Source organism: Streptomyces sp. NBC_00096 (genome assembly GCF_045041305.1).
Classification (GTDB): Bacteria; Actinomycetota; Actinomycetes; order Streptomycetales; family Streptomycetaceae; genus Streptomyces.
Window position 1 is genome coordinate 4,239,143 of sequence record NZ_CP108221.1, and the last position, 19,775, is coordinate 4,258,917.

Below are 19,775 nucleotides of genomic sequence, written 5' to 3' on the forward strand. Positions count from 1 at the left end.
GACTGGCGCTGGGACTACAACACCGAAGATCCCACTCACCACACCATGGGCTTGCCCCCTGGTGTGGTCGCGGAGGTCGAGAGGCTGGCAACAGAACTCGCGGCCCTGGGGCATGACGCCGTACGGGTAGCGCCGGCCGGGGTGTGATCTGGTGGGGTGTCAGTTGGTGCGGGTGGCCGGTGTCGAGGTGCCCAGGAGGAGGGCCAGCAGGGCCGCCGCGGCCGGGAGGGCGTACGGGGCGGTGGTGCCCAGGTGGTCGACGGCGGCGCCGGCGCTCGCGGAGCCGGCCGCGATGCCCGCGAAGATGGCGGTGACGGCGAGGGTCATCCCCTCGTTGAGGCGGCCCGGCGGGGTCACGGCGTGGATCCGGGACATCGCGGTGACCATCACCGGGGCCGTGGCCATGCCGGCCAGCAGCAGGGCCGCGGCGAGGGCGGGGACCGCGCCCGTGGCCGCCGCCGCCCAGGGCAGTGCCATGGCGCAGGCCAGGGCGGCCAGGCAGACGGGCAGTCCGCGCGGGCGCAGCGTTCCGTAGAGCAGGCCGGCCGCGCAGGAGCCCGCCGCCTGGAGGGCGAGGACCGGGCCCGAGAGCGCGCCGAGGCCGTGGGCGCCGAGGTGGGCGACGGAGGTGATCTCCAGCGAGCCGAACATCGTGCCGAGGACGAAGAAGAGCGGCAGGAGCCCGCCCAGGGCGCGGAGCGGGGAGGGCCCCCGGACCCCGGCCGCCGGTGGGGGCTCCGTCGCCCGGTGGGCGGTGAAGACCAGCATCCCGGTCAGGAGCAGTACGGCCCCGGCCAGGGTGCCCGCCTCCGGGAAGGCGGCGGTGCACAGGAAGGCGGCGACCACCGGCCCGAGCATGTACGCCAGCTCGTCGGCGGCCTGCTCGAAGGACATCGCGGTGTGGTGCGCGGCGGGTTCGCCCTTCAGCAGGTGCGTCCAGCGGGCCCGGGACATGCCGCCGATGTTGGGGGTGGAGGCGGTGGCGGCGTAGGAGGCGAAGAGGGTCCACGCGGGGGCCTCGCCGCGGACGCACGCCACGAGGGAGAGCGAGCCGAGGACCGCGATCAGGGTGGCGGGTACGGCGACCCGGGCCTGCCCGTGCCGGTCCACCAGCCGGGCCGTGAGGGGCGCCACGAGGGCTGTGGCGGCCAGGCCGGCCGCCACGACCGCGCCGGCGAGGGCGTACGAGCCGCGCTGACCGGCGATCATCATGACGGCGCTGATTCCGAACATGCCCATGGGGAGCCGGGCGATGAGGTTCCCGGTGGTGAAGCCGCGGGTGCCGGGGAGGGCGAAGAGCCGGCGGTAGGGGCCGGCAGGCCGGGCCGTACGGGCTGCACGGGCTGTAAGGGCTGCACGGGCTGCACGGCCCGAACGGGTGGCGCTCGGCAGGCCCTGCGGCCGCGCCGGGGCGGCCGCGAGGACCAGCGTGCTGCCGGTGACGGCCATCAGCGGCCCGGACGGCCGGTCGGGCACGGGCGCGGGGGTGGCGGCGGGCGCGGCGGGAGCGGGAGCAGGCGCGGGAGCGGCGGGAGCAGGCGCAGGCGCAGGCGCGGGAGCGGCGTCGGTGGGCATGGGGCAAGGCTCCCGGCGGGGGGTGCCGGGGGTCCAACACCTGTTCGCGGCGGATTCACCGCTTCCTGTTGTTAGTCTCCGCGGGTGATGCCCCGAGACGTGGACCCCCGCCTGCTGCGCGCCTTCCTCGCCGTGGCCGAGGAACTGCACTTCACCCGCGCCGCCGCCCGGCTGTACGTGGCCCAGCAGGCCCTGAGCCGGGACGTGCGCCGACTCGAACAGGAGCTGGGCGCCGCCCTGTTCGCCCGCACCACCCGCGCCGTAGAGCTGACCGCCGACGGGGAGCGGCTGCTGCCCCTGGCCCGGGGCGTCCTGCGGGCGCACGAGGAGCTGGCCGCCGCGTTCGCCGTCGGGGCGGCCCCCCGGCCGCTGCTCGTCGACCTCAACACCGACGGACCCGGCACCGCCCGCACTGTCCTGGACCGGGCCCGGGAACTGGCCCCCGACTGCGAGCTGATGGCCCGCTTCGAGTCCGGGCTCACCCATGCCGCCGCCGAGATCGCCGCCGGCCGCCTCGACGTCTCCTTCGGGTACGCCGACGGCCTCGACCCGGCGCTGCGGGCCCGGCTCGCGCGGATGCCCGTACGGTACGAGCCGCTCGCCGTGGTGCTGCCCGACGGGCACGCGCTGGCCGCGCGGGAACACGTACCGCTGGCCGCGCTCGCCGGGGAGACCGTGTACGCCGGGGCCGGGAACCCGCGGACCCTGGAGTGGACGGGGCTGGCGCGCGAGCTGTTCGCCGGGCGGGGGATCACGCCCGCGCCGCCCGCGCCGGTGGCGGTGGGCAAGGACGAGTTCCGCCGGGTCATGGCCAGGACCGGGAACCCGGTCCTGGCCACCGTGGACTTCACCGATCTGCCCGGCTGCGTCAAACGCCCGCTGACCGCCCCGGTGCCGCTGTCGCCGCTCGCCATGGTGTGGCGCGAGGGACTGGTCCACCCCGGGCTCGACGCGCTGCTCGCCGCCGCCACGGGCCTCGCCGCCGAACGCGGCTGGCTGGAAGTGCCTCCGGACAGCTGGCTGCCCGCGCTCACACCCGGCCCCGCCGCCGGGTGAGTGCAAGGTTTCCCGGCGGTCATCCGGCGGGGACCGGGGCCGAAACGAGCCGTTCCTACGGTCTTCACCACGGACCGGTCGCGACGAACGCGACGAGCGTGGGCAACGCGACGACGACGAGCGTGGCAACGCGACGACGAGCGTGCGCAACGCGACGGGCGCGACGTGATCGCAGCAGCTGTGGAGGCGTGTGATGACCAGTACGACCGCACCGCGCAAGGGGGGCCGCTGGATCGAGCGGTGGGACCCCGAGGACGAGACCTTCTGGAGGGAGACGGGGGAGAAGACCGCCCGCCGCAATCTGGTCTACTCCGTGCTCTCCGAGCACATCGGGTTCTCGATCTGGTCCCTGTGGTCGGTGATGGTGCTCTTCATGGGCCCGAAGTACGGGATCGACCCCGCCGGGAAGTTCTTCCTCATCGCCACCGCCACCTGCGTGGGCGCCCTCGTCCGCGTCCCCTACACCTTCGCCGTGGCCCGCTTCGGCGGCCGCAACTGGACCGTCTTCAGCGCCCTGCTGCTGCTCGCGCCGACCGTCGTCGCCTGGCTGGTGATGGAGCCCGGGACCTCGTACGGCACCTTCCTGCTGGTGGCCGCGCTGACCGGGGTCGGCGGCGGGAACTTCGCCTCCTCCATGACGAACATCAACGCCTTCTTCCCGCTGCGCAAGAAGGGCTGGGCGCTCGGCCTCAACGCGGGCGGCGGCAACATCGGCGTCCCCGTCGTCCAGCTCGCCGCCCTGCTGGTCATCGGCACGGCGGGGGCCGGCCACCCCCGGCTGCTGCTCGGCGCCTACATCCCGCTGATCGTGATCGCCGCGGCCCTCGCCGCGCTGCGGATGGACAACCTGGCGCCGGTGCGCAACGACACCGGGGCCGTGCGCGAAGCGGCCCGCGACGCCCACACCTGGATCATGGCGTTCCTCTACGTCGGCACCTTCGGCTCCTTCATCGGCTACAGCTTCGCCTTCGGGCTGGTGCTGCAGACGCAGTTCGGCCGCACCCCGCTCCAGGCGGCCTCGCTCACCTTCATCGGGCCGCTGCTCGGCTCGCTGATCCGGCCGGTCGGCGGGGCCCTCGCGGACCGCTTCGGCGGGGCGCGGATCACGCTGGGCACGTTCGTGGCCATGGCGGCGGCGACCGGGGTGGTGATCCTGGCCTCGGTACGGGAGTCCCTGCCGGTGTTCCTGGTCGGTTTCGTGGCGCTGTTCGTCCTCAGCGGGCTCGGCAACGGCTCCACCTACAAGATGATCCCCGGGATCTTCCAGGCGAAGGCGCTGGCCCGCGGCATGAGCGGGGAGGAGGCGGCCGCCTACGGGCGGCGGCTGTCCGGGGCCTCCATGGGACTCATCGGCGCGGTCGGCGCGCTCGGCGGACTCGGCATCAACCTGGTCTTCCGGGGGGCCTTCCTCAGCTCCGGCTCGGGCACGGGGGCCTTCGTGACCTTCCTCGGCTTCTACGCGCTGGCGTGCGGCGTCACGTGGGCGGTATACCTTCGCCGGCCCGCCCGGGTGACGGCCCCGGTGGCCGGGGTGGCGGTGAAACCGCAGCTCACCTCGGTGTAACGGGGGCCGGACGCCGGTTAACGGCACCGAAATACGCGTGAACCGAGCCTGATACGCCCCCAGGGCAGGCTCGGTCCACGCGCACTTCCGTTGAGCCAGTGAGTGCGAGAGCGATCCCGGTCCCGGTCCCGGTGCCGGACCCGGTCCCGGACCGACGCCGGACCCGACCACTGCGCGAGGCAGGTCACCATGCACGACACCCACACCGGTCCGCCGGCCGGCCCGCTCGCCGGATTCACCGTCGGGGTCACCGCGGCCCGGCGGGCCGATGAACTCATCGCCCTGCTGCGCCGTCGCGGGGCCACCGTGCTGCACGCGCCCGCCCTGCGGATCGTGCCGCTCGCCGACGACACCGAACTGCTGTCCGCGACCAAGGAGCTGATCGCCTGCGCGCCCGACGTGGTGGTGGCCACCACCGCCATCGGCTTCCGCGGCTGGATCGAGGCCGCGGACGGGTGGGGGCTCGGCGAGGAACTGCTCGGGCGGCTGCGGGAGACGGAACTGCTGGCGCGCGGACCCAAGGTCAAGGGCGCGATCCGGGCCGCCGGGCTCGTGGAGACCTGGTCCCCGGGGTCGGAATCGCTCGCCGAGGTGCTGGACCGGCTGCTGACGGCCGGGGTGGCCGGCCGGCGCATCGCCCTCCAGCTGCACGGGGAGCCGCTGCCCGGGTTCATCGAGGCGCTGCGGGCGGGCGGGGCCGAGGTGGTCGGCGTACCGGTGTACCGGTGGATGGCGCCGGAGGACCTCGGGCCGCTGGACCGGCTGATCGACGCGGTGGCCGCCGGCGGGGTCGACGCGGTGAGCTTCACCTCCGCGCCGGCGGCGGCCTCACTGCTGTCGCGGGCGGGGGAGCGGGGCGTACGGGAATCCGTGGTCGGGGCGCTGACCGGCGGGTCGGTGCTCTCCGCGTGCGTGGGACCGGTGACGGCCCTGCCGCTGCAGGCGGAGGGGGTGGCCACGGTGCAGCCCGAACGCTTCCGGCTCGGCCCCCTCGTCCAGCTCCTGTGCCAGGAGCTCCCGGGCCGGGCCCGGGTGCTCCCGGTGGCCGGACACCGCCTGGAGCTGCGCGGCCACGCGGTCCTGGTCGACGCCGAGCTGCGCCCGGTCCCGCCGGCCGGCATGGCCCTGCTGCGGGCCCTGTCCCGCCGCCCGGGCTGGGTGGTGGCCCGCTCCGAACTCCTGCGCACCCTGCCGGGCGCGGGCCGCGACGAGCACGCGGTGGAAACGGCGATGGCCCGCCTGCGCGTGGCCCTGGGCGCGCCGAACCTGATCCAGACCGTCGTCAAGCGCGGCTACCGGCTGTCGCTGGACGCGGGCGCCTGCGCGGACTGAGCGGACTGAGCGGTCCGGGTCAGCGGGGCACCCGGTGCACGTTGTGCTCCCGCACCTCCGGGAGCAGGCCCGCCGCGGCGGCGAAGTCCTTGTCGTCGTGGAGGACGACCAGCCCGTGATGGGCCGCCGTGGCGCAGATGAGCCAGTCCACGACGGACAGGCTCTGGTGGCGGCCGCGCTGGGCCAGGCGGTACTGCGCGGTCTCGATCCACTGCCAGGCGTTCTTGGGGACGGGGACCTCCGGATGCAGGTCGGCCAGCATGTCCGTCATGGCCTCGTACTCGTCGAGATTCCGGGCGGGCCTGCGGAACTCCGTGCGCTGGGGGCGGCAGGAGCCGACGTTGCCCTCGTCGATCTCGTGTGCCCATGCCTCATTGAGATTCCGGTCGCGCTGCAGGCGCCAGACGGCGGTCGAGTCGATCAGGTAGCGGAGCACGTCAGGCGATGCCCTTCTCCGCGGAGTGCTGACGCCAGAAGCTCTCTTCGTCCCACTCCTGGGCCTCCTGGAAGTGGCGGATCCGGGCCTCGGTGCGACGGCGGCGCTCGACGTACTCGCGCAGCGCGAGGTTCACCGTCTCCTTCTTCGTCCGGGCGCCCGACAGCTGCATGGCCTCGGCAAGGGCCTCGTCGTCGAGATCGATCTGGGTGGCTGACATGGGCCCCTCCCAAGGGATGGAACATAGGCTTCATACAAAGTTAGCGGATGTTCCATACATCCGGCCTGGGAAAGCGGTGTCTGCGGGGTTCCGGTGGGGCTCCGGCACGGGCACTCTGGGGGTGCGCCCCAAGAGTGAGGCGGTGACGGGCATGTGGTTCGACTCCGGGCGGGTCTGTCTGGACCTGGTGGCCACCTTCGGGTCCCACGGGAACACCGCCGAGGGGATCCGCGACGGGGACGAGCTGCGGCTGTGGCTCGCCGGAGCCGGGCTGGTGCCCGACCGGACGCCGCTCGCCCGCGTGGGCGCCGACTGGGTGCAGGCCTTCAGGGCGCTGCGCGCCGACGTCGAGAGCCTCGTACGGGCCGAGCTCGCCGGAGCCGAGCCGCCGCAGGCCCCGCTGGCCCGGGTCAACGCGGCGGCCGCCGGTCCACCCCCGGGACTGTGTGCCGTACAGGATCAAGAAGGGCACCTCGTACGGGAGTTGTGCGGCGGTGTCGAATGCGCCGGGCTGCTCGCCGCTGTGGCCCGGGACGCCGTCGAACTGCTCACCGATCCCGGCGACCGGGCGCTGCTGCGGGCCTGCGAGGGGGACGGCTGCGACCGGGTCTACCTCGACACCTCGCGCGGGCACCGGCGCCGCTGGTGCTCCAGCGAGCTCTGCGGGAACCGCGAACGCGTGGCCCGTCACCGGCGGCGCGTGCTCGGGTCGCGGCCAGGTTAGAGCCGCGCGCCCGCCGCGCGCCCACCGTGCGCCCGCCACGCGCGCCCGCCGCGGGAGCCCACGGCGTCGCCCGCCGGGCGTGATCTTCGTCCTGATCCGCGAGCCGTCCCGGAACGGGCGTGCGCGCGGGGGTCCGTTCGCGTACGGTTGACGGCTGCCCATGCACGACCGAAAGGGGCCTTGGTGGCCGCGCAGAATGCCGCTGTCGACAGCACGGCGGATTCCGTCCGCGATCGGGAGATCGCGGCCGAGCAGACGCATCTCGATCATGTGTACCGACGCCTTGAGGAGAAGATCCACGAGGCGGAGTTCCTGATGAACGACGCCGCCAAGCGTGGCCAGGTCGGCACGCCCGGCGCGCTCGCCGAGCGGGACGCCCAGGTCTTCCGCGCGGGGATCCACCTCAACCGTCTCAACAACGAGTTCGAGGACTTCCTGTTCGGCCGCGTCGACCTGGTCCTCGGCAAGGACGGGGAACGCGGCCCGGACGGCGCCTTCACCTCCGTCGATCCCGCCGACGACGCGATCCGCGCCGACCTCACGGCCGACATCGCCGAGACGCTCCACATCGGCCGCATCGGAGTCCTCGACTCCGACTACGCGCCGCTCGTCATCGACTGGCGCGCCCCGGCGGCCGCGCCGTTCTACCGCTCCACGCCCAAGGACCCCGGCCGCGTCGTGCGCCGGCGCGTGATCCGCTCCAAGGGCCGCAAGGTGCTCGGCGTCGAGGACGACCTGATGCGTCCCGAGGTCACCGCCTTCCTCGACGGGAAGGAGCTGCCCGCGATCGGCGACGGCGCGCTGATGGCCGCCCTCGGGCGGGCCCGTACGCACTCGATGCGCGACATCGTCTCCTCCATCCAGGCCGAGCAGGACCTCGTCATCCGGGCGCCCGCCGCCTCGGTCGCCGAGGTGGCCGGCGGACCGGGCACCGGCAAGACCGCCGTGGCCCTGCACCGCGCCGCCTACCTGCTCTACCAGGACCGGCGGCGCTACTCCGGCGGCATCCTCATCGTCTCCCCGACCCCGCTGCTGGTCGCCTACACCGAGGGCGTCCTGCCCTCCCTCGGCGAGGAGGGCCAGGTCGCCATCCGGGCGCTCGGCTCGCTGGTCGACGGCGCCGAGGCGACCACGTACGACGACCCGGGCACGGCCAGGATCAAGGGCTCGTCCCGGATGCTGAAGGTGCTGCGCAAGGCCGTGCGCGGGGCCCTGGAGTTCGGCGGTCCCGGCGGGACCCCCGCGCCCGACCGGCTGCGCGTGGTGGCCTTCGGGCGCCGCCAGGAGCTGGAGGCGGCCGACCTCGACCGGATCCGGCAGAACGTCCTGTCGGGCACCACCCCGGTCAACCTGCTGCGCCCGCGCGCCCGCAAGCTCCTGCTGGACGCGCTGTACTCCAAGTCCGGCGGGGCCGGCCGGCACAGCGACCCGGAGCTCGCCGCGGAGCTCCGCTCGGCCTTCGACGAGGACATCTCGACGGAGGACGTGTTCATCGAGTTCCTGAACGCCTGGTGGCCCGAGCTGACCCCGCGCGCCGTACTGGCCTCCATGGCCGACGAGCGGCGCCTGGGCCGCTGGTCGCGCCGGGACCTGAACCCGCGCGAGACCCGGCAGCTGGCGCGCTCCCTGCGCCGGGTGGGCCCGGACGGCAAGGGCCCCCTGTCGGTGCACGACGTGGCGCTGCTCGACGAGCTCCACCAGCTGCTCGGCGCGCCCGCACGGCCCAAGCGGAAGCGGGAGATGGACCCGCTGGACCAGCTGAGCGGGCTGGAGGAGCTGATGCCGACCCGCGAGGAGACCCAGTGGGAGCGGGCCGAGCGGCTCGCGGCGGAGCGCACCGAGTACGCGCACGTCATCGTCGACGAGGCGCAGGACCTGACGCCGATGCAGTGGCGGATGGTCGGTCGCCGGGGCCGGATGGGCACCTGGACGGTGGTCGGTGACCCGGCGCAGTCCTCGTGGACCGATCCGGAGGAGGCGGCAGCCGCGCGGGACGAGGCGCTGGGCTCGCGGCCGCGGCGCCGGTTCACCCTGACGGTGAACTACCGCAACCCGGCCGAGGTCGCGGAGGTCGCGTCCCGGGTGCTGAAGCTGGCGGCCCCGGGCATGGAGCCGCCGACGGCGGTGCGCTCCACGGGTCTGGAGCCGCGCTTCACGGCGGCGGCCGGCGATCTGCGCGAGAGCGTCCGGGAGGAGACCCGGCGGCTGCTGGGTCAGGTGGACGGCACGGTGGGCGTGGTCGTGGCCATGGACCGGCGCGCGGAGGCCGCGGGCTGGCTGGCGGACCTGGGGGAGCGGGCGGTCGCGCTCGGCAGCCTGGAGGCCAAGGGGCTGGAGTACGACGCCACGGTGGTGGTCTCCCCGGCCGAGATCGCGGACGAGTCCGCGGCGGGTCTGCGGGTGCTCTACGTGGCCCTGACCCGTGCGACGCAGCAGCTGACGGTGATCTCGACCGGCCGGGACGCCCCGGACGCGGAGGGCGTCGCGACGCTGCTGAGGCCGTAGGGCCGGATGGGCGGCGGCCAGGGGCGTGGTCCGCACAACCGGTATCCGGGAGGGGGATCACTTCGGGCGAACCTTTGTTAGCCTGGGTACGGCACCGACTCGATCCAAGCCCCCGGGCCCAACCTTCGTCGCCTAGAGCGACCACTTGCCGCGAGGCGAGCATGGCGGGTCGGTGTCATAGACGTATGAATCACCAGGTCCGCGCCCTCCACCCAGTGGAGGGCGCGGACCTTTTTGTATGGGCCACCCATTCCGAAGACCCCGTCTATCTCGTATGGTGGAAGTGTCTTTCCGAAATTTGTAGCTGGTTACCTTGTACCGGCTGGTAGGTGGGACGATCGGACAACAGGTCCTGCCATACCTGCCATGTTCTCGGCCGGTACTGCGCTGGACCCTGTGTGTACAGAAGAACCAGGGACAGAAGAGGAACACGGCCATGGCAACGGCGCCCAGCGTCTCGTACTCGATGACGGTCCGCCTGGAAGTGCCCGCGAGCGGAACCGCGGTCTCCCAGCTCACCACCGCCGTGGAGTCCTCCGGTGGCTCGGTCACCGGCCTCGACGTGACCGCATCCGGTCACGAGAAGCTCCGTATCGACGTCACGATCGCCGCGACCTCCACGGCGCACGCCGACGAGATCGTCGAGAAGCTGCGGGGGATCGAGGGCGTCAGCCTCGGAAAGGTCTCCGACCGCACCTTCCTGATGCACCTCGGCGGCAAGATCGAGATGCAGTCGAAGCACCCCATCCGCAACCGCGACGACCTCTCGATGATCTACACCCCGGGCGTGGCCCGGGTGTGCATGGCGATCGCCGAGAACCCCGAGGACGCCCGCCGCCTCACCATCAAGCGCAACTCCGTCGCAGTCGTGACGGACGGCAGCGCCGTACTGGGCCTCGGCAACATCGGCCCGATGGCCGCACTGCCCGTCATGGAGGGCAAGGCGGCCCTCTTCAAGCGCTTCGCGGGCATCGACGCGTGGCCGATCTGCCTGGACACCCAGGACTCCGACGAAATCGTCGCGATCGTCAAGGCGATCGCCCCGGGCTTCGCCGGCATCAACCTCGAGGACATCTCCGCGCCGCGCTGCTTCGAGATCGAGGCCCGGCTGCGCGAGGCCCTGGACATCCCCGTCTTCCACGACGACCAGCACGGCACCGCGATCGTGGTCCTCGCCGCCCTCACCAACGCGCTGCGCGTGGTGGGCAAGGCCGTTGGCGACGTCAAGGTGGTCATGTCGGGCGCCGGTGCGGCCGGTACGGCCATCCTCAAGCTGCTCCTCGCGGCGGGCGTCAAGAACGCCGTCAGCGCCGACATCCACGGTGTCGTGCACTGCGACCGCCCCGACCTCGTCGACGCGGCCGCGGACTCGCCGCTGCGCTGGATCGCCGACAACACCAACCCCGAGGGCTACACGGGCACCCTGAAGGAGGCCGTGGTCGGCGCCGACGTCTTCATCGGCGTCTCGGCCCCGAACGTCCTCAGCGGCGAGGACGTGGCCGCCATGGCGGACGGCGCGATCGTGTTCGCGCTCGCGAACCCGGACCCCGAGGTGGACCCGGCGATCGCCCGCCAGACCGCCGCCGTCGTGGCCACCGGCCGCTCCGACTTCCCGAACCAGATCAACAACGTGCTGGTCTTCCCGGGTGTCTTCCGCGGCCTGCTGGACGCCCAGTCGCGGACCGTGAACACCGAGATGATGCTGGCCGCCGCGAGCGCCCTGGCCGACGTGGTCGGCGAGGACGAGCTGAACGCGAACTACATCATCCCGTCGGTCTTCAACGACAAGGTCGCCGGTGCGGTCGCCGGTGCCGTCCGCAAGGCGGCCTCGGCCGCTGTGACGGCGCCCACCTCCGTCTGATCCCCGGCGCGTCGCGGGATGCGAGGTCACACGGGCGCCTCTAGGGTTGCGGGGATGCCCGCGTGGCACGCGGTCCGCGCCCGCGGACTCCGTCCGGACCCCTTCTGGTGCGGACGGAGCGTCACCGCGGCGTGACTGTGGCGCTTTTCGTGTGACCCCGGCGGGTGCCGGATTGGCTTTCCCGCCGCTGGTGGGGGCAGGATGCGTAACCGGGCGAGAGGGTCTGACGTCAGACCCGGGTCCGGGGACTGTCCTAGGGCCCTGGCAGCATCGGCTTCGATCTCACGCCTCTAAGGCACGTTGAACACGGGAGTACAACATGAACCGCAGTGAGCTGGTGGCCGCTCTGTCCGAGCGCGCCGAGGTGACCCGCAAGGACGCCGACGCCGTTCTGGCCGCGCTCGCCGAGACCGTCGGCGAGATTGTCGCCAAGGGCGACGAGAAGGTCACCATCCCCGGCTTCCTGACCTTCGAGCGCACCCACCGTGCCGCTCGCACCGCGCGCAACCCGCAGACCGGCGACCCCATCCAGATCCCGGCCGGCTACAGCGTGAAGGTCTCCGCGGGCTCCAAGCTCAAGGAAGCCGCCAAGGGCAAGTAGTCGCCCTTGTGCCGAGGGCCGCACAGACCCTTGGGACGGCAGTAGTACGTAGTACGCGAGAGGCGGCCACCCGGCACCGGGTGGCCGCCTCTCGGCGCTTGCGGGACCCCTGGTGGCCCCCGGGAGCCAGAACGCCCCCAGAGGCCCTGTACGGGGCCCCTGGGGGCGTTCTGGGTCGGTCTGTGCCGATCTACCGGAGACCGGCGGCCGGGACCGGCGGCCGGGACCGGCGGACCCGGGTCAGACGAGGTCGCCGCCCGGCAGCTCGACCTTGGCGCCCAGCTCCACGAGCTTGTCCATGAAGTTCTCGTAGCCGCGGTTGATCAGGTCGATGCCGTGGACCCGCGAGGTGCCCTCGGCGGCGAGCGCCGCGATCAGGTACGAGAAACCGCCGCGCAGGTCGGGGATGACCAGGTCGGCGCCCTGGAGCTTGGTGGGCCCCGAGACGACGGCCGAGTGCAGGAAGTTGCGCTGGCCGAAGCGGCAGGCGCTGCCGCCCAGGCACTCGCGGTAGAGCTGGATGTGTGCGCCCATCTGGTTGAGCGCGGAGGTGAAGCCGAGGCGGGACTCGTAGACCGTCTCGTGGACGATCGAGAGGCCGGTGGCCTGGGTCAGCGCCACGACCAGCGGCTGCTGCCAGTCGGTCTGGAAGCCGGGGTGGACGTCCGTCTCCAGCGCGATGGCGTTGAGCGGACCGCCCGGGTGCCAGAAGCGGATGCCGTCGTCGTCGATCTCGAACGCCCCGCCGACCCGGCGGAAGGTGTTCAGGAAGGTCATCATCGAACGCTGCTGCGCGCCGCGCACGTAGATGTTGCCGCCGGTCGCCAGCGCCGCGGACGCCCAGGAGGCGGCCTCGAGCCGGTCCGGGAGCGCCTTGTGGTTGTAGCCGCTCAGCCGGTCCACGCCGGTGATCCGGATGGTCCGGTCGGTGTCGACGGAGATGATCGCGCCCATCTTCTGCAGTACGCAGATGAGGTCCTCGATCTCCGGCTCGACGGCGGCGTTGCTGAGCTCGGTGACGCCCTCGGCCAGGACGGCCGTCAGCAGCACCTGCTCGGTCGAGCCGACCGACGGGTAGGGCAGGCGGATCTTGCAGCCGCGCAGCCGCTGCGGGGCCTCCAGGTACTGACCGCCCTCGCGCTTCTCGATGGTCGCGCCGAACTGGCGCAGCACGTCGAAGTGGAAGTCGATCGGCCGGCCGCCGATGTCGCAGCCGCCGAGGCCCGGGATGAACGCGTGGCCGAGGCGGTGCAGCAGGGGGCCGCAGAACAGGATCGGGATGCGCGAAGAGCCCGCGTGGGCGTCGATGTCGGCCACGTTGGCGCTCTCGACGTACGTGGGGTCGAGGACGAGCTCGCCCGGTTCGTCGCCGGGGCGGACGGTCACCCCGTGCAGCTGGAGCAGCCCGCGCACGACCCGGACGTCACGGATGTCGGGGACGTTGCGCAGCCGGCTCGGCTCACTGCCGAGCAGGGCCGCGACCATGGCCTTGGGTACGAGGTTCTTCGCGCCGCGGACACGGATCTCGCCCTCGAGCGGGGTTCCGCCGTGGACAAGCAGTACATCGTCACTGATGCCGGTCATGAATCTCGCGTTCCGGAGAGGGGTGGGCAGGGGGCCAGTGAAAAGGGTAAGGGGCACGACCCCCCTGTTCGTATGGCTGACGGGGCCGTAGGACTGTCATGAATTCGGTACAACACCCTGGGTGCCCGCCAGGTGGCGGAGCGTCTCCTTCCGCCCGCGGTCCGGCCGGGAGGCCGTGCGCCCTCCCCGCTGCCGCAGTGCGCCCTGAGCTGCGTACGGTCCGAATGTGACGTCCACTCCCCCTCACGGGCCAATGTGCGGGATCATGTGGCCATGACCGAGGTGTCCTCCCTCACAGGGCGGCTGCTCGTGGCCACCCCAGCCCTAGCGGACCCGAATTTCGACCGCGCGGTGGTGCTGCTGCTCGACCACGACGAGCAGGGCTCGCTCGGCGTGGTCCTCAACCGGCCCACCCCGGTGGGAGTCGGCGACGTCCTGCTGCCCTGGGCCCCGCTGGCCGGAACCCCGGGAGTGGTGTTCCAGGGCGGCCCGGTGGCGCTGGACTCCGCGCTGGGGCTGGCGGTGATCCCGGGCGAGGAGGGGCCGCTGGGGTGGCGCCGGGTGTTCGGGGCGATCGGCCTGGTGGACCTGGAGGCCCCGCCGGAACTCCTCGCGGCGGCCCTGGGCGGTCTGCGCATCTTCGCCGGGTACTCGGGCTGGGGTCCGGGGCAGCTGGAGGAGGAACTGGGCGTGGGCGCCTGGTACGTCGTCGATTCCGAGCCGGGGGACGTCTCCTTCCCGGATCCGGAACGGCTGTGGCGCGCCGTGCTGCGGCGCCAGCGCAGCGAGCTGGCCATGGTGGCCACGTACCCGGACGACCCCTCGCTGAACTGACCCCGGGTGCCGGCGGGTGCCGGGCCGACCCCGCCGCTGAACCCTCGCGCGCGAGGATCGGTACCCTGGCATTCATGAGCACTCTTGAACCCGATCGCGGGACTGGTACGGGGACCCTCGTAGAGCCGACGCCGCAGGTGTCCCACGGTGACGGCGACCACGAGCGCTTCGCCCACTACGTCCAGAAGGACAAGATCATGGAGAGCGCGCTCGGGGGCACCCCCGTCGTCGCGCTCTGCGGCAAGGTCTGGGTGCCGGGCCGGGACCCGAAGAAGTACCCGGTCTGCCCCATGTGCAAGGAGATCTACGAGTCCATGGGCCCCGGCGGGGACAAGGACAAGGGCGGCAAGGACCAGTAGTCCGGCCCTCCCCGAGCAGGACCAAGGCCCCCGGTGCGCGGATGTGCGCCCGGGGGCCTTTGCCTTGCCCGGAGGGCGGGTTAGGGTCGCCGCGTAAGCGCCATGTGAAACGTACGTTGCACATGCTGCAACGGTGGAGGAGTCGAGGCCATGCCCGAGTTGATCCCGCAGCCGCGGTACGCGCGATTCCCGCCCGACGCCGGCACCTGCGAGCTCACGGCCCCGCTGCTCGACGCCGGGCCCGGAGCCCTGGGCACGGCCCGCTGGCTGCGCCGGGAGCTCGGCGCGGCCACCGGCTGGGCGCTGCCGGCCCCGGTGCCGGGGGACTCCGGCGGCGGACGCACGGTGATCCGGCTCGAGCTGCGCCCGGAGACCGCACGGACCGCGGGCGCCGAGTCCTACGAACTCCACGTCACGCCCGGCCTCGTACTCCTCCGGGGAGCCGACCGCCCGGGCCTCTTCTACGCGGCCCAGACGCTGCGCCAGCTGCTCGGACCCGACGCCTACCGGCGGGCGCCGCTGCCGGGGGCGGTGTGGCGGCTGCCGTACGGGGAGGTCGCGGACGGCCCGCGCTTCGGCTGGCGCGGGATGATGCTCGACGTCGCCCGGCACTTCACGCCCAAGGACGGCGTGCTGCGCCACATCGACCTGCTCGCCGCCCACAAGCTCAACGTGCTGCACCTGCACCTGACGGACGACCAGGGCTGGCGCGTGCAGATCCGGCGCTACCCGAAGCTCACCGAGGTCGGCGCCTGGCGGGCCCGCAGCCGGTGGGGGCACCGGGCCTCGCCGCTGTGGAACGAGACCCCGCACGGCGGGTTCTACACCCAGGACGACATCCGCGAGATCGTCGCGTACGCCGCCGAGCGGCACGTGCGGGTGGTGCCCGAGATCGACGTACCGGGGCACTCGCAGGCCGCGATCGCCGCGTACCCGGAGCTCGGGAACACCGACGTGGTGGACACGGCCGCGCTGGAGGTGTGGGACGACTGGGGCATCAACGAGAACGTCCTCGCGCCCACCGAGGCCGTCCTGCGGTTCTACGAGGGCGTCTTCGAGGAGCTCCTTGAGCTGTTCCCCGCCGAGGTCTCGCCCTTCGTGCACATCGGCGGCGACGAGTGCCCCAAGGCGCAGTGGAGGGCCTCCGCGGTGGCGCAGGAGCGGATCGCGGAGCTGGGGGTCGACGGCGAGGACGGTCTGCAGTCCTGGTTCGTCCGGCACTTCGACGGCTGGCTCGCCGAGCGCGGCCGCCGGCTCATCGGCTGGGACGAGATCCTCGAGGGTGGCCTCGCCCCCGGCGCGGCCGTGTCCTCCTGGCGCGGGTACGCGGGCGGCGTCGCCGCCGCCGAGGCGGGCCACGACGTGGTGATGTGCCCCGAGCAGCAGGTGTACCTGGACCACCGTCAGGCGGGCGGCGGGGACGAGCCGATGCCGATCGGGTACGTCCGCACATTGGAGGACGTGTACCGGTTCGAGCCGGTACCGCCGAAGTTGTCCGAAGAGGCCGCCGCCCACGTGCTGGGCGCGCAGGCCAACGCGTGGACCGAGGTGATGGAGAACCGCGGTCGCGTCGACTACCAGGTGTTCCCGCGCCTCGTGGCCTTCGCCGAAGTGGTGTGGTCGAAGCTGCCCGCGCCGGAGGAACGGGACTACGCGGACTTCGAGGCGCGCATGACGGAGCACTACCGGCGGCTGGACGTGCTCGGGGTCGACTACCGGCCGCCCGGCGGCCCGTTGCCGTGGCAGCGCAGGCCCGGAGTGCTCGGACGTCCGATCGAGGGAGCGCCCCCGAACGTGTGAAGGCCCCCCGTCCGAATGAGCCGCGGCGGGGCCGCCGCGGCAGGGTCCCGGGGTGCGGCGCGGGGGTGGGGCGGGAGGTGGAGCGGGGGTGGGGCGCGGGGCGGTGGACCCTCGCGTCCGGTGCTCCCGAAGATGTGCCAGAGTTGCCACGTCCCGGCGGTGAGGACGTACCGTACGGCGGACACAGGCGTGAGCGCCGGGACCGGGACATCGGGAAGGGGCAGCTGGGTTGACCACGCACGCACCGCACACACCGCAGACACGGGATTCGTCCCAAGGGCCCCGAAATGACCCGCGGGCGGGGCACGCGGCGCAGTCCGTGACGCTGCCGGCCTCGCTCGACGAGGCCGTGGCGGCGCTCGCGGCCATGCCCGCCGCGGTCCCCGTGGCGGGCGGCACCGACCTCATGGCCGCCGTCAACGCCGGACTCCTGCGGCCCGCCGCCCTCGTGGGCCTCGGCCGGATCAACGAGATCCGCGGCTGGCAGTACCAGGACGGCCACGCGCTGCTCGGCGCCGGTCTCACGCACGCCAGGATGGGACGGCCGGACTTCGCCGCCCTGATCCCCGCGCTGGCCGCCGCCGCGCGCGCCGCGGGCCCCCCGCAGATCCGCAACGCCGGCACCCTGGGCGGCAACATCGCCACCGCCGCACCGACGGGTGACGCGCTGCCCGTGCTGGCCGCGCTGGAGGCCGTGCTCGTCATCGTCGGACCCGGCGGATCGCGCCGCGAGATCCCGGTCTCGCACCTGCTCGCCGGGCGGGAGATGCTCCGCCCCGGAGAGCTGATCGGCTTCGTGCGGGTGCCGTTGCTGCACGCGCCGCAGGTGTTCCTGAAGGCCACGGGCCGTACCGGGCCGGGTCGCGCGGTGGCCTCCGTGGGGCTCGTACTGGATCCCGCGCGGCGGGGCGTGCGCTGCGCGATCGGCGCGGTCGCCCCGATGCCGCTGCGGCCGCTGGAAGCCGAGCAGTGGGTGGCTTCGCTGATCGACTGGGACGGGGACCGCAGTCTGGCCCCCGAGGCGCTGGAGGCCTTCGGCGAGTACGTCGCGGCCGCGTGCGTACCCGACCAGGGGGAACCGGTGGCCCCCGCAGTACTGCATTTGCGGCGGACGGTGGCCGTGCTGGCACGGAGGGCCCTGGGGAGGGCACTGAGCTCATGAGTGAGAACGAGAACACGCGTCACACGGGTCCCGAGGGTCACACGGGATCTGCTGGTCCCGCATGGGGCTGGGAGCCGGTGCCGCACGGAGGCGAGTACGACGCCGAGGCGACGGCATTCGTGAAACTGCCGCAGGACATGCTGGACGCGCTCGGCACCGGGGAGCCCCTCGCGGCGCCCGGGCACGGCTACGTGCCGCCGCCGATGATCGTGCCGCTGGGCACGGCGAGCACGGATCCGTCCGCCACGGGCACCTGGACGATGCCGGTGCAGTGGCCGGAGGCGGGTGCGGCGGCTCCGGAGGGCGCGGGTGCGGGCTCGGGTTCGGGTCTGGGCTCGGGTTCGGGTGCTTCGGGTGCTTCGGGTGTGCAGGCTCCGGTGCGGGCTCCGATCCCGGCCTCGGTGCCGCTTCCGGCCTCGGTGGCCGCGGCGTTCGCGGAGTCGGTGGCCGATCCGGTCGGGGAACCCTTCGACGAGGCGCTCGGTGAGGCCTTCGGCGAGTCCTTCGGCGAGCCGTTCGCGCAGCCCTACGCCGAGCCCTACGCGGAGTCCTTCGCGCAGCGTGACGCCGGGACTCCGGCCGGGCGGCCGGGCGGCGCGCACGAGTCGGGGGAGACCGCCGAGTGGCGGTTCCCCGAAGCGGCCGCCAGCGACGTGTGGGCGCCCGGAGGCACGGGCGACACGGGCAGCTTCGGGCAGCTCGCGGCCTCGGCCGACTGGAGCCGGGCCCCCGCGACGCTGCCGGGCGGGGCGGCGGCCCCGTGGGCCAGCCATCCGGACTTCGAGGGCGCGCGCGGGTACGCGGCGCAGCAGCCCGGGGCGGACGGGCCGGGCTCCGGGGCCCCGGAGCCGGGCTTCCCGGACCCGCTGGGCACGGGCGCGCTGCCGGGGGCTTCCGGAGCGGGCGGCGGATCCTTCGGCGTGAACCCCGGGCGCGGACCGCGCGTGCTGGGCGGCCCGGGGGTCGGTACCCCGCTGGAGGGCGAGCAGGGTTATCCCGCTCCGCACGACATCGAAGCCGCCCACGGGCCGGCGCAGGCCCCGGTGACGGGGGAGCGGCCGCATCCGGCGGGCGAGGCCGAGGGTGAGGGCGAAGCCGGGGTTGAGGCCGGGGCCGAAGCCGGGGCCGAAGCCGGGGCCGGGCCTGAGGGTGCGGCCGAGCTCGAAGCCGGTGGCGGGCCCGAGGCCGGTGCCGGTGACGAAGGCGTGGCCGGTGGCGAAGCCGGGGCCGTGGCGGCGGAGCAGGGCGGTGGCGAAGCCGTGCCGACCTCCGGCGGAGCCGGGGCCGGGCCGGTGCCGGGTGCGGACGACGCCGACAGTGCTGTGGAGACGGCTCCGGCCGGGACGGGCGAAGGGGCTCCGGACGAGGGGCCGGCGTACGAGGTGGAAACCGCCGACGAGGCGGACGCCGCCGCCGTCGCCCATCACGAGCACCCGTCGGCCTCCTACGTCCTGCGCGTCAACGGCGCCGACCGCCCCGTCACCGGTGCGTGGATCGGCGAGTCCCTCCTCTACGTGCTGCGCGAGCGCCTCGGCCTCGCCGGCGCCAAGGACGGCTGCTCGCAGGGCGAATGCGGCGCGTGCGCCGTGCAGGTCGACGGCCGGCTCGTCGCCTCCTGCCTCGTCCCGGCGGCCACGGCGGCGGGCAGTGAGGTCCGGACCGTCGAAGGTCTCGCGACCGACGGGGAACTGTCGGACGTGCAGCAGGCGTTGTGCAAGTCGGGTGCGGTGCAGTGCGGGTTCTGCGTGCCCGGCATGGCCATGACCATCCACGACCTGCTGGAGGGCAACCACGCCCCCAGCGAGCTGGAGACCCGCCAGGCCCTCTGCGGCAACCTCTGCCGCTGCTCGGGGTACTCGGGCGTCATCGACGCCGTGCGCGAGGTCGTGGCCGAGCGCGGCGCGGCCGCGGAAGCCGCCGCGACGGCCTCGGCCGAGGCGCGGATCCCGCACCAGGCCCCGCCCGGCGAGGGCGGCATCCACGGGAACCACGGGAACCACGGGAACCACGGGACGCAGGGCGGTCACGGGATGCACGGCAACGGCAACGGCAACGGCAACCAGGGCAACCACGGCAACCACCAGGGCAACCACGGCAACCACCAGGGAGGCACGGCGTGAGCGCCCACGACGCGGCGACGGTCCCGGCAGCGGTCACGGCGG

General features: G+C 73.5%; 16 protein-coding genes. 12 read left to right on the forward strand and 4 right to left on the reverse strand.

What is annotated here, in order from left to right; translation table 11 throughout:
* Positions 1–159: 159 nt before the first annotated feature.
* Positions 160–1,575, reverse strand: coding sequence for an MFS transporter (locus tag OG904_RS18585; protein WP_405492345.1), 1,416 nt, complete (start codon positions 1,573–1,575; stop codon positions 160–162).
* 87 nt (positions 1,576–1,662) lie between these two features.
* On the opposite strand from OG904_RS18585, the gene OG904_RS18590 reads away from it, so the two are divergent.
* From OG904_RS18590 to OG904_RS18600, 3 genes are all read left to right on the forward strand, one after another.
* Positions 1,663–2,631, forward strand: coding sequence for a LysR family transcriptional regulator (locus OG904_RS18590; protein WP_405492347.1), 969 nt, complete (start codon positions 1,663–1,665; stop codon positions 2,629–2,631).
* 193 nt (positions 2,632–2,824) lie between these two features.
* Positions 2,825–4,195, forward strand: a complete 1,371-nt coding sequence (locus OG904_RS18595; RefSeq protein ID WP_405492349.1) for an MFS transporter — start codon at positions 2,825–2,827, stop codon at positions 4,193–4,195.
* Positions 4,196–4,384: 189 nt separating this feature from the next.
* Positions 4,385–5,527, forward strand: coding sequence for a uroporphyrinogen-III synthase (locus OG904_RS18600; protein WP_405492351.1), 1,143 nt, complete (start codon positions 4,385–4,387; stop codon positions 5,525–5,527).
* Between the two features lie 19 nt (positions 5,528–5,546).
* Here OG904_RS18600 and OG904_RS18605 read toward each other — a convergent pair whose 3' ends face one another.
* Positions 5,547–5,963, reverse strand: a complete 417-nt coding sequence (locus OG904_RS18605) for a PIN domain-containing protein (RefSeq protein ID WP_405492353.1) — start codon at positions 5,961–5,963, stop codon at positions 5,547–5,549.
* Between the two features lies 1 nt (position 5,964).
* Entirely contained in the window at positions 5,965–6,183 is a 219-nt protein-coding gene (locus OG904_RS18610) for a type II toxin-antitoxin system VapB family antitoxin (protein WP_405492355.1), read from the reverse strand.
* Positions 6,184–6,334: 151 nt separating this feature from the next.
* Here OG904_RS18610 and OG904_RS18615 point away from each other — a divergent pair, with 151 nt between their 5' ends.
* The 4 genes from OG904_RS18615 (at position 6,335) to OG904_RS18630 (ending at position 11,874) form a co-directional block, all read left to right on the forward strand.
* The gene (locus OG904_RS18615; protein WP_405498106.1) at positions 6,335–6,907 is read left to right on the forward strand and encodes a CGNR zinc finger domain-containing protein; all 573 of its coding nucleotides are present in this window, start codon (positions 6,335–6,337) and stop codon (positions 6,905–6,907) included.
* A gap of 183 nt (positions 6,908–7,090) precedes the next feature.
* Entirely contained in the window at positions 7,091–9,412 is a 2,322-nt protein-coding gene (locus OG904_RS18620; RefSeq protein ID WP_405492357.1) for a HelD family protein, read from the forward strand.
* Between the two features lie 436 nt (positions 9,413–9,848).
* The gene (locus tag OG904_RS18625) at positions 9,849–11,273 is read left to right on the forward strand and encodes an NAD-dependent malic enzyme (protein WP_405492359.1); all 1,425 of its coding nucleotides are present in this window, start codon (positions 9,849–9,851) and stop codon (positions 11,271–11,273) included.
* Positions 11,274–11,592: 319 nt separating this feature from the next.
* A complete protein-coding gene (locus tag OG904_RS18630) occupies positions 11,593–11,874 on the forward strand; it encodes an HU family DNA-binding protein (protein WP_007264399.1) in 282 nt (93 codons plus the stop codon).
* Between the two features lie 240 nt (positions 11,875–12,114).
* Here OG904_RS18630 and murA read toward each other — a convergent pair whose 3' ends face one another.
* Positions 12,115–13,458 (reverse strand): UDP-N-acetylglucosamine 1-carboxyvinyltransferase, encoded by a 1,344-nt coding sequence (murA, locus tag OG904_RS18635; RefSeq protein ID WP_405492361.1) that lies wholly within the window; start codon positions 13,456–13,458, stop codon positions 12,115–12,117.
* Between the two features lie 273 nt (positions 13,459–13,731).
* Here murA and OG904_RS18640 point away from each other — a divergent pair, with 273 nt between their 5' ends.
* From OG904_RS18640 to OG904_RS18660, 5 genes are all read left to right on the forward strand, one after another.
* Positions 13,732–14,292, forward strand: a complete 561-nt coding sequence (locus OG904_RS18640) for a YqgE/AlgH family protein (protein WP_405492363.1) — start codon at positions 13,732–13,734, stop codon at positions 14,290–14,292.
* A gap of 74 nt (positions 14,293–14,366) precedes the next feature.
* Entirely contained in the window at positions 14,367–14,651 is a 285-nt protein-coding gene (locus tag OG904_RS18645; RefSeq protein ID WP_328298939.1) for a DUF3039 domain-containing protein, read from the forward strand.
* A 150-nt stretch (positions 14,652–14,801) separates the two neighbouring features.
* Positions 14,802–16,451, forward strand: a complete 1,650-nt coding sequence (locus tag OG904_RS18650) for a beta-N-acetylhexosaminidase (RefSeq protein WP_405492365.1) — start codon at positions 14,802–14,804, stop codon at positions 16,449–16,451.
* A 319-nt stretch (positions 16,452–16,770) separates the two neighbouring features.
* Positions 16,771–17,613, forward strand: a complete 843-nt coding sequence (locus OG904_RS18655) for an FAD binding domain-containing protein (RefSeq protein ID WP_405492367.1) — start codon at positions 16,771–16,773, stop codon at positions 17,611–17,613.
* Entirely contained in the window at positions 17,610–19,733 is a 2,124-nt protein-coding gene (locus OG904_RS18660) for a (2Fe-2S)-binding protein (protein ID WP_405492369.1), read from the forward strand. Before OG904_RS18655 ends, OG904_RS18660 begins: the two co-directional genes overlap by 4 nt.
* Positions 19,734–19,775 lie beyond the last annotated feature (42 nt).

Coding starts and splice junctions, on each gene's coding strand:
- OG904_RS18585 (WP_405492345.1), bottom strand. CDS start 1,575: ATGCCCACCGACGCCGCTCCCGCGCCTGCGCCTGCGCCTGCTCCCGCC.
- OG904_RS18590 (WP_405492347.1), top strand. CDS start 1,663: ATGCCCCGAGACGTGGACCCCCGCCTGCTGCGCGCCTTCCTCGCCGTG.
- OG904_RS18595 (WP_405492349.1), top strand. CDS start 2,825: ATGACCAGTACGACCGCACCGCGCAAGGGGGGCCGCTGGATCGAGCGG.
- OG904_RS18600 (WP_405492351.1), top strand. CDS start 4,385: ATGCACGACACCCACACCGGTCCGCCGGCCGGCCCGCTCGCCGGATTC.
- OG904_RS18610 (WP_405492355.1), bottom strand. CDS start 6,183: ATGTCAGCCACCCAGATCGATCTCGACGACGAGGCCCTTGCCGAGGCC.
- OG904_RS18615 (WP_405498106.1), top strand. CDS start 6,335: ATGTGGTTCGACTCCGGGCGGGTCTGTCTGGACCTGGTGGCCACCTTC.
- OG904_RS18625 (WP_405492359.1), top strand. CDS start 9,849: ATGGCAACGGCGCCCAGCGTCTCGTACTCGATGACGGTCCGCCTGGAA.
- OG904_RS18630 (WP_007264399.1), top strand. CDS start 11,593: ATGAACCGCAGTGAGCTGGTGGCCGCTCTGTCCGAGCGCGCCGAGGTG.
- murA (WP_405492361.1), bottom strand. CDS start 13,458: ATGACCGGCATCAGTGACGATGTACTGCTTGTCCACGGCGGAACCCCG.
- OG904_RS18640 (WP_405492363.1), top strand. CDS start 13,732: ATGACCGAGGTGTCCTCCCTCACAGGGCGGCTGCTCGTGGCCACCCCA.
- OG904_RS18645 (WP_328298939.1), top strand. CDS start 14,367: ATGAGCACTCTTGAACCCGATCGCGGGACTGGTACGGGGACCCTCGTA.
- OG904_RS18650 (WP_405492365.1), top strand. CDS start 14,802: ATGCCCGAGTTGATCCCGCAGCCGCGGTACGCGCGATTCCCGCCCGAC.
- OG904_RS18660 (WP_405492369.1), top strand. CDS start 17,610: ATGAGTGAGAACGAGAACACGCGTCACACGGGTCCCGAGGGTCACACG.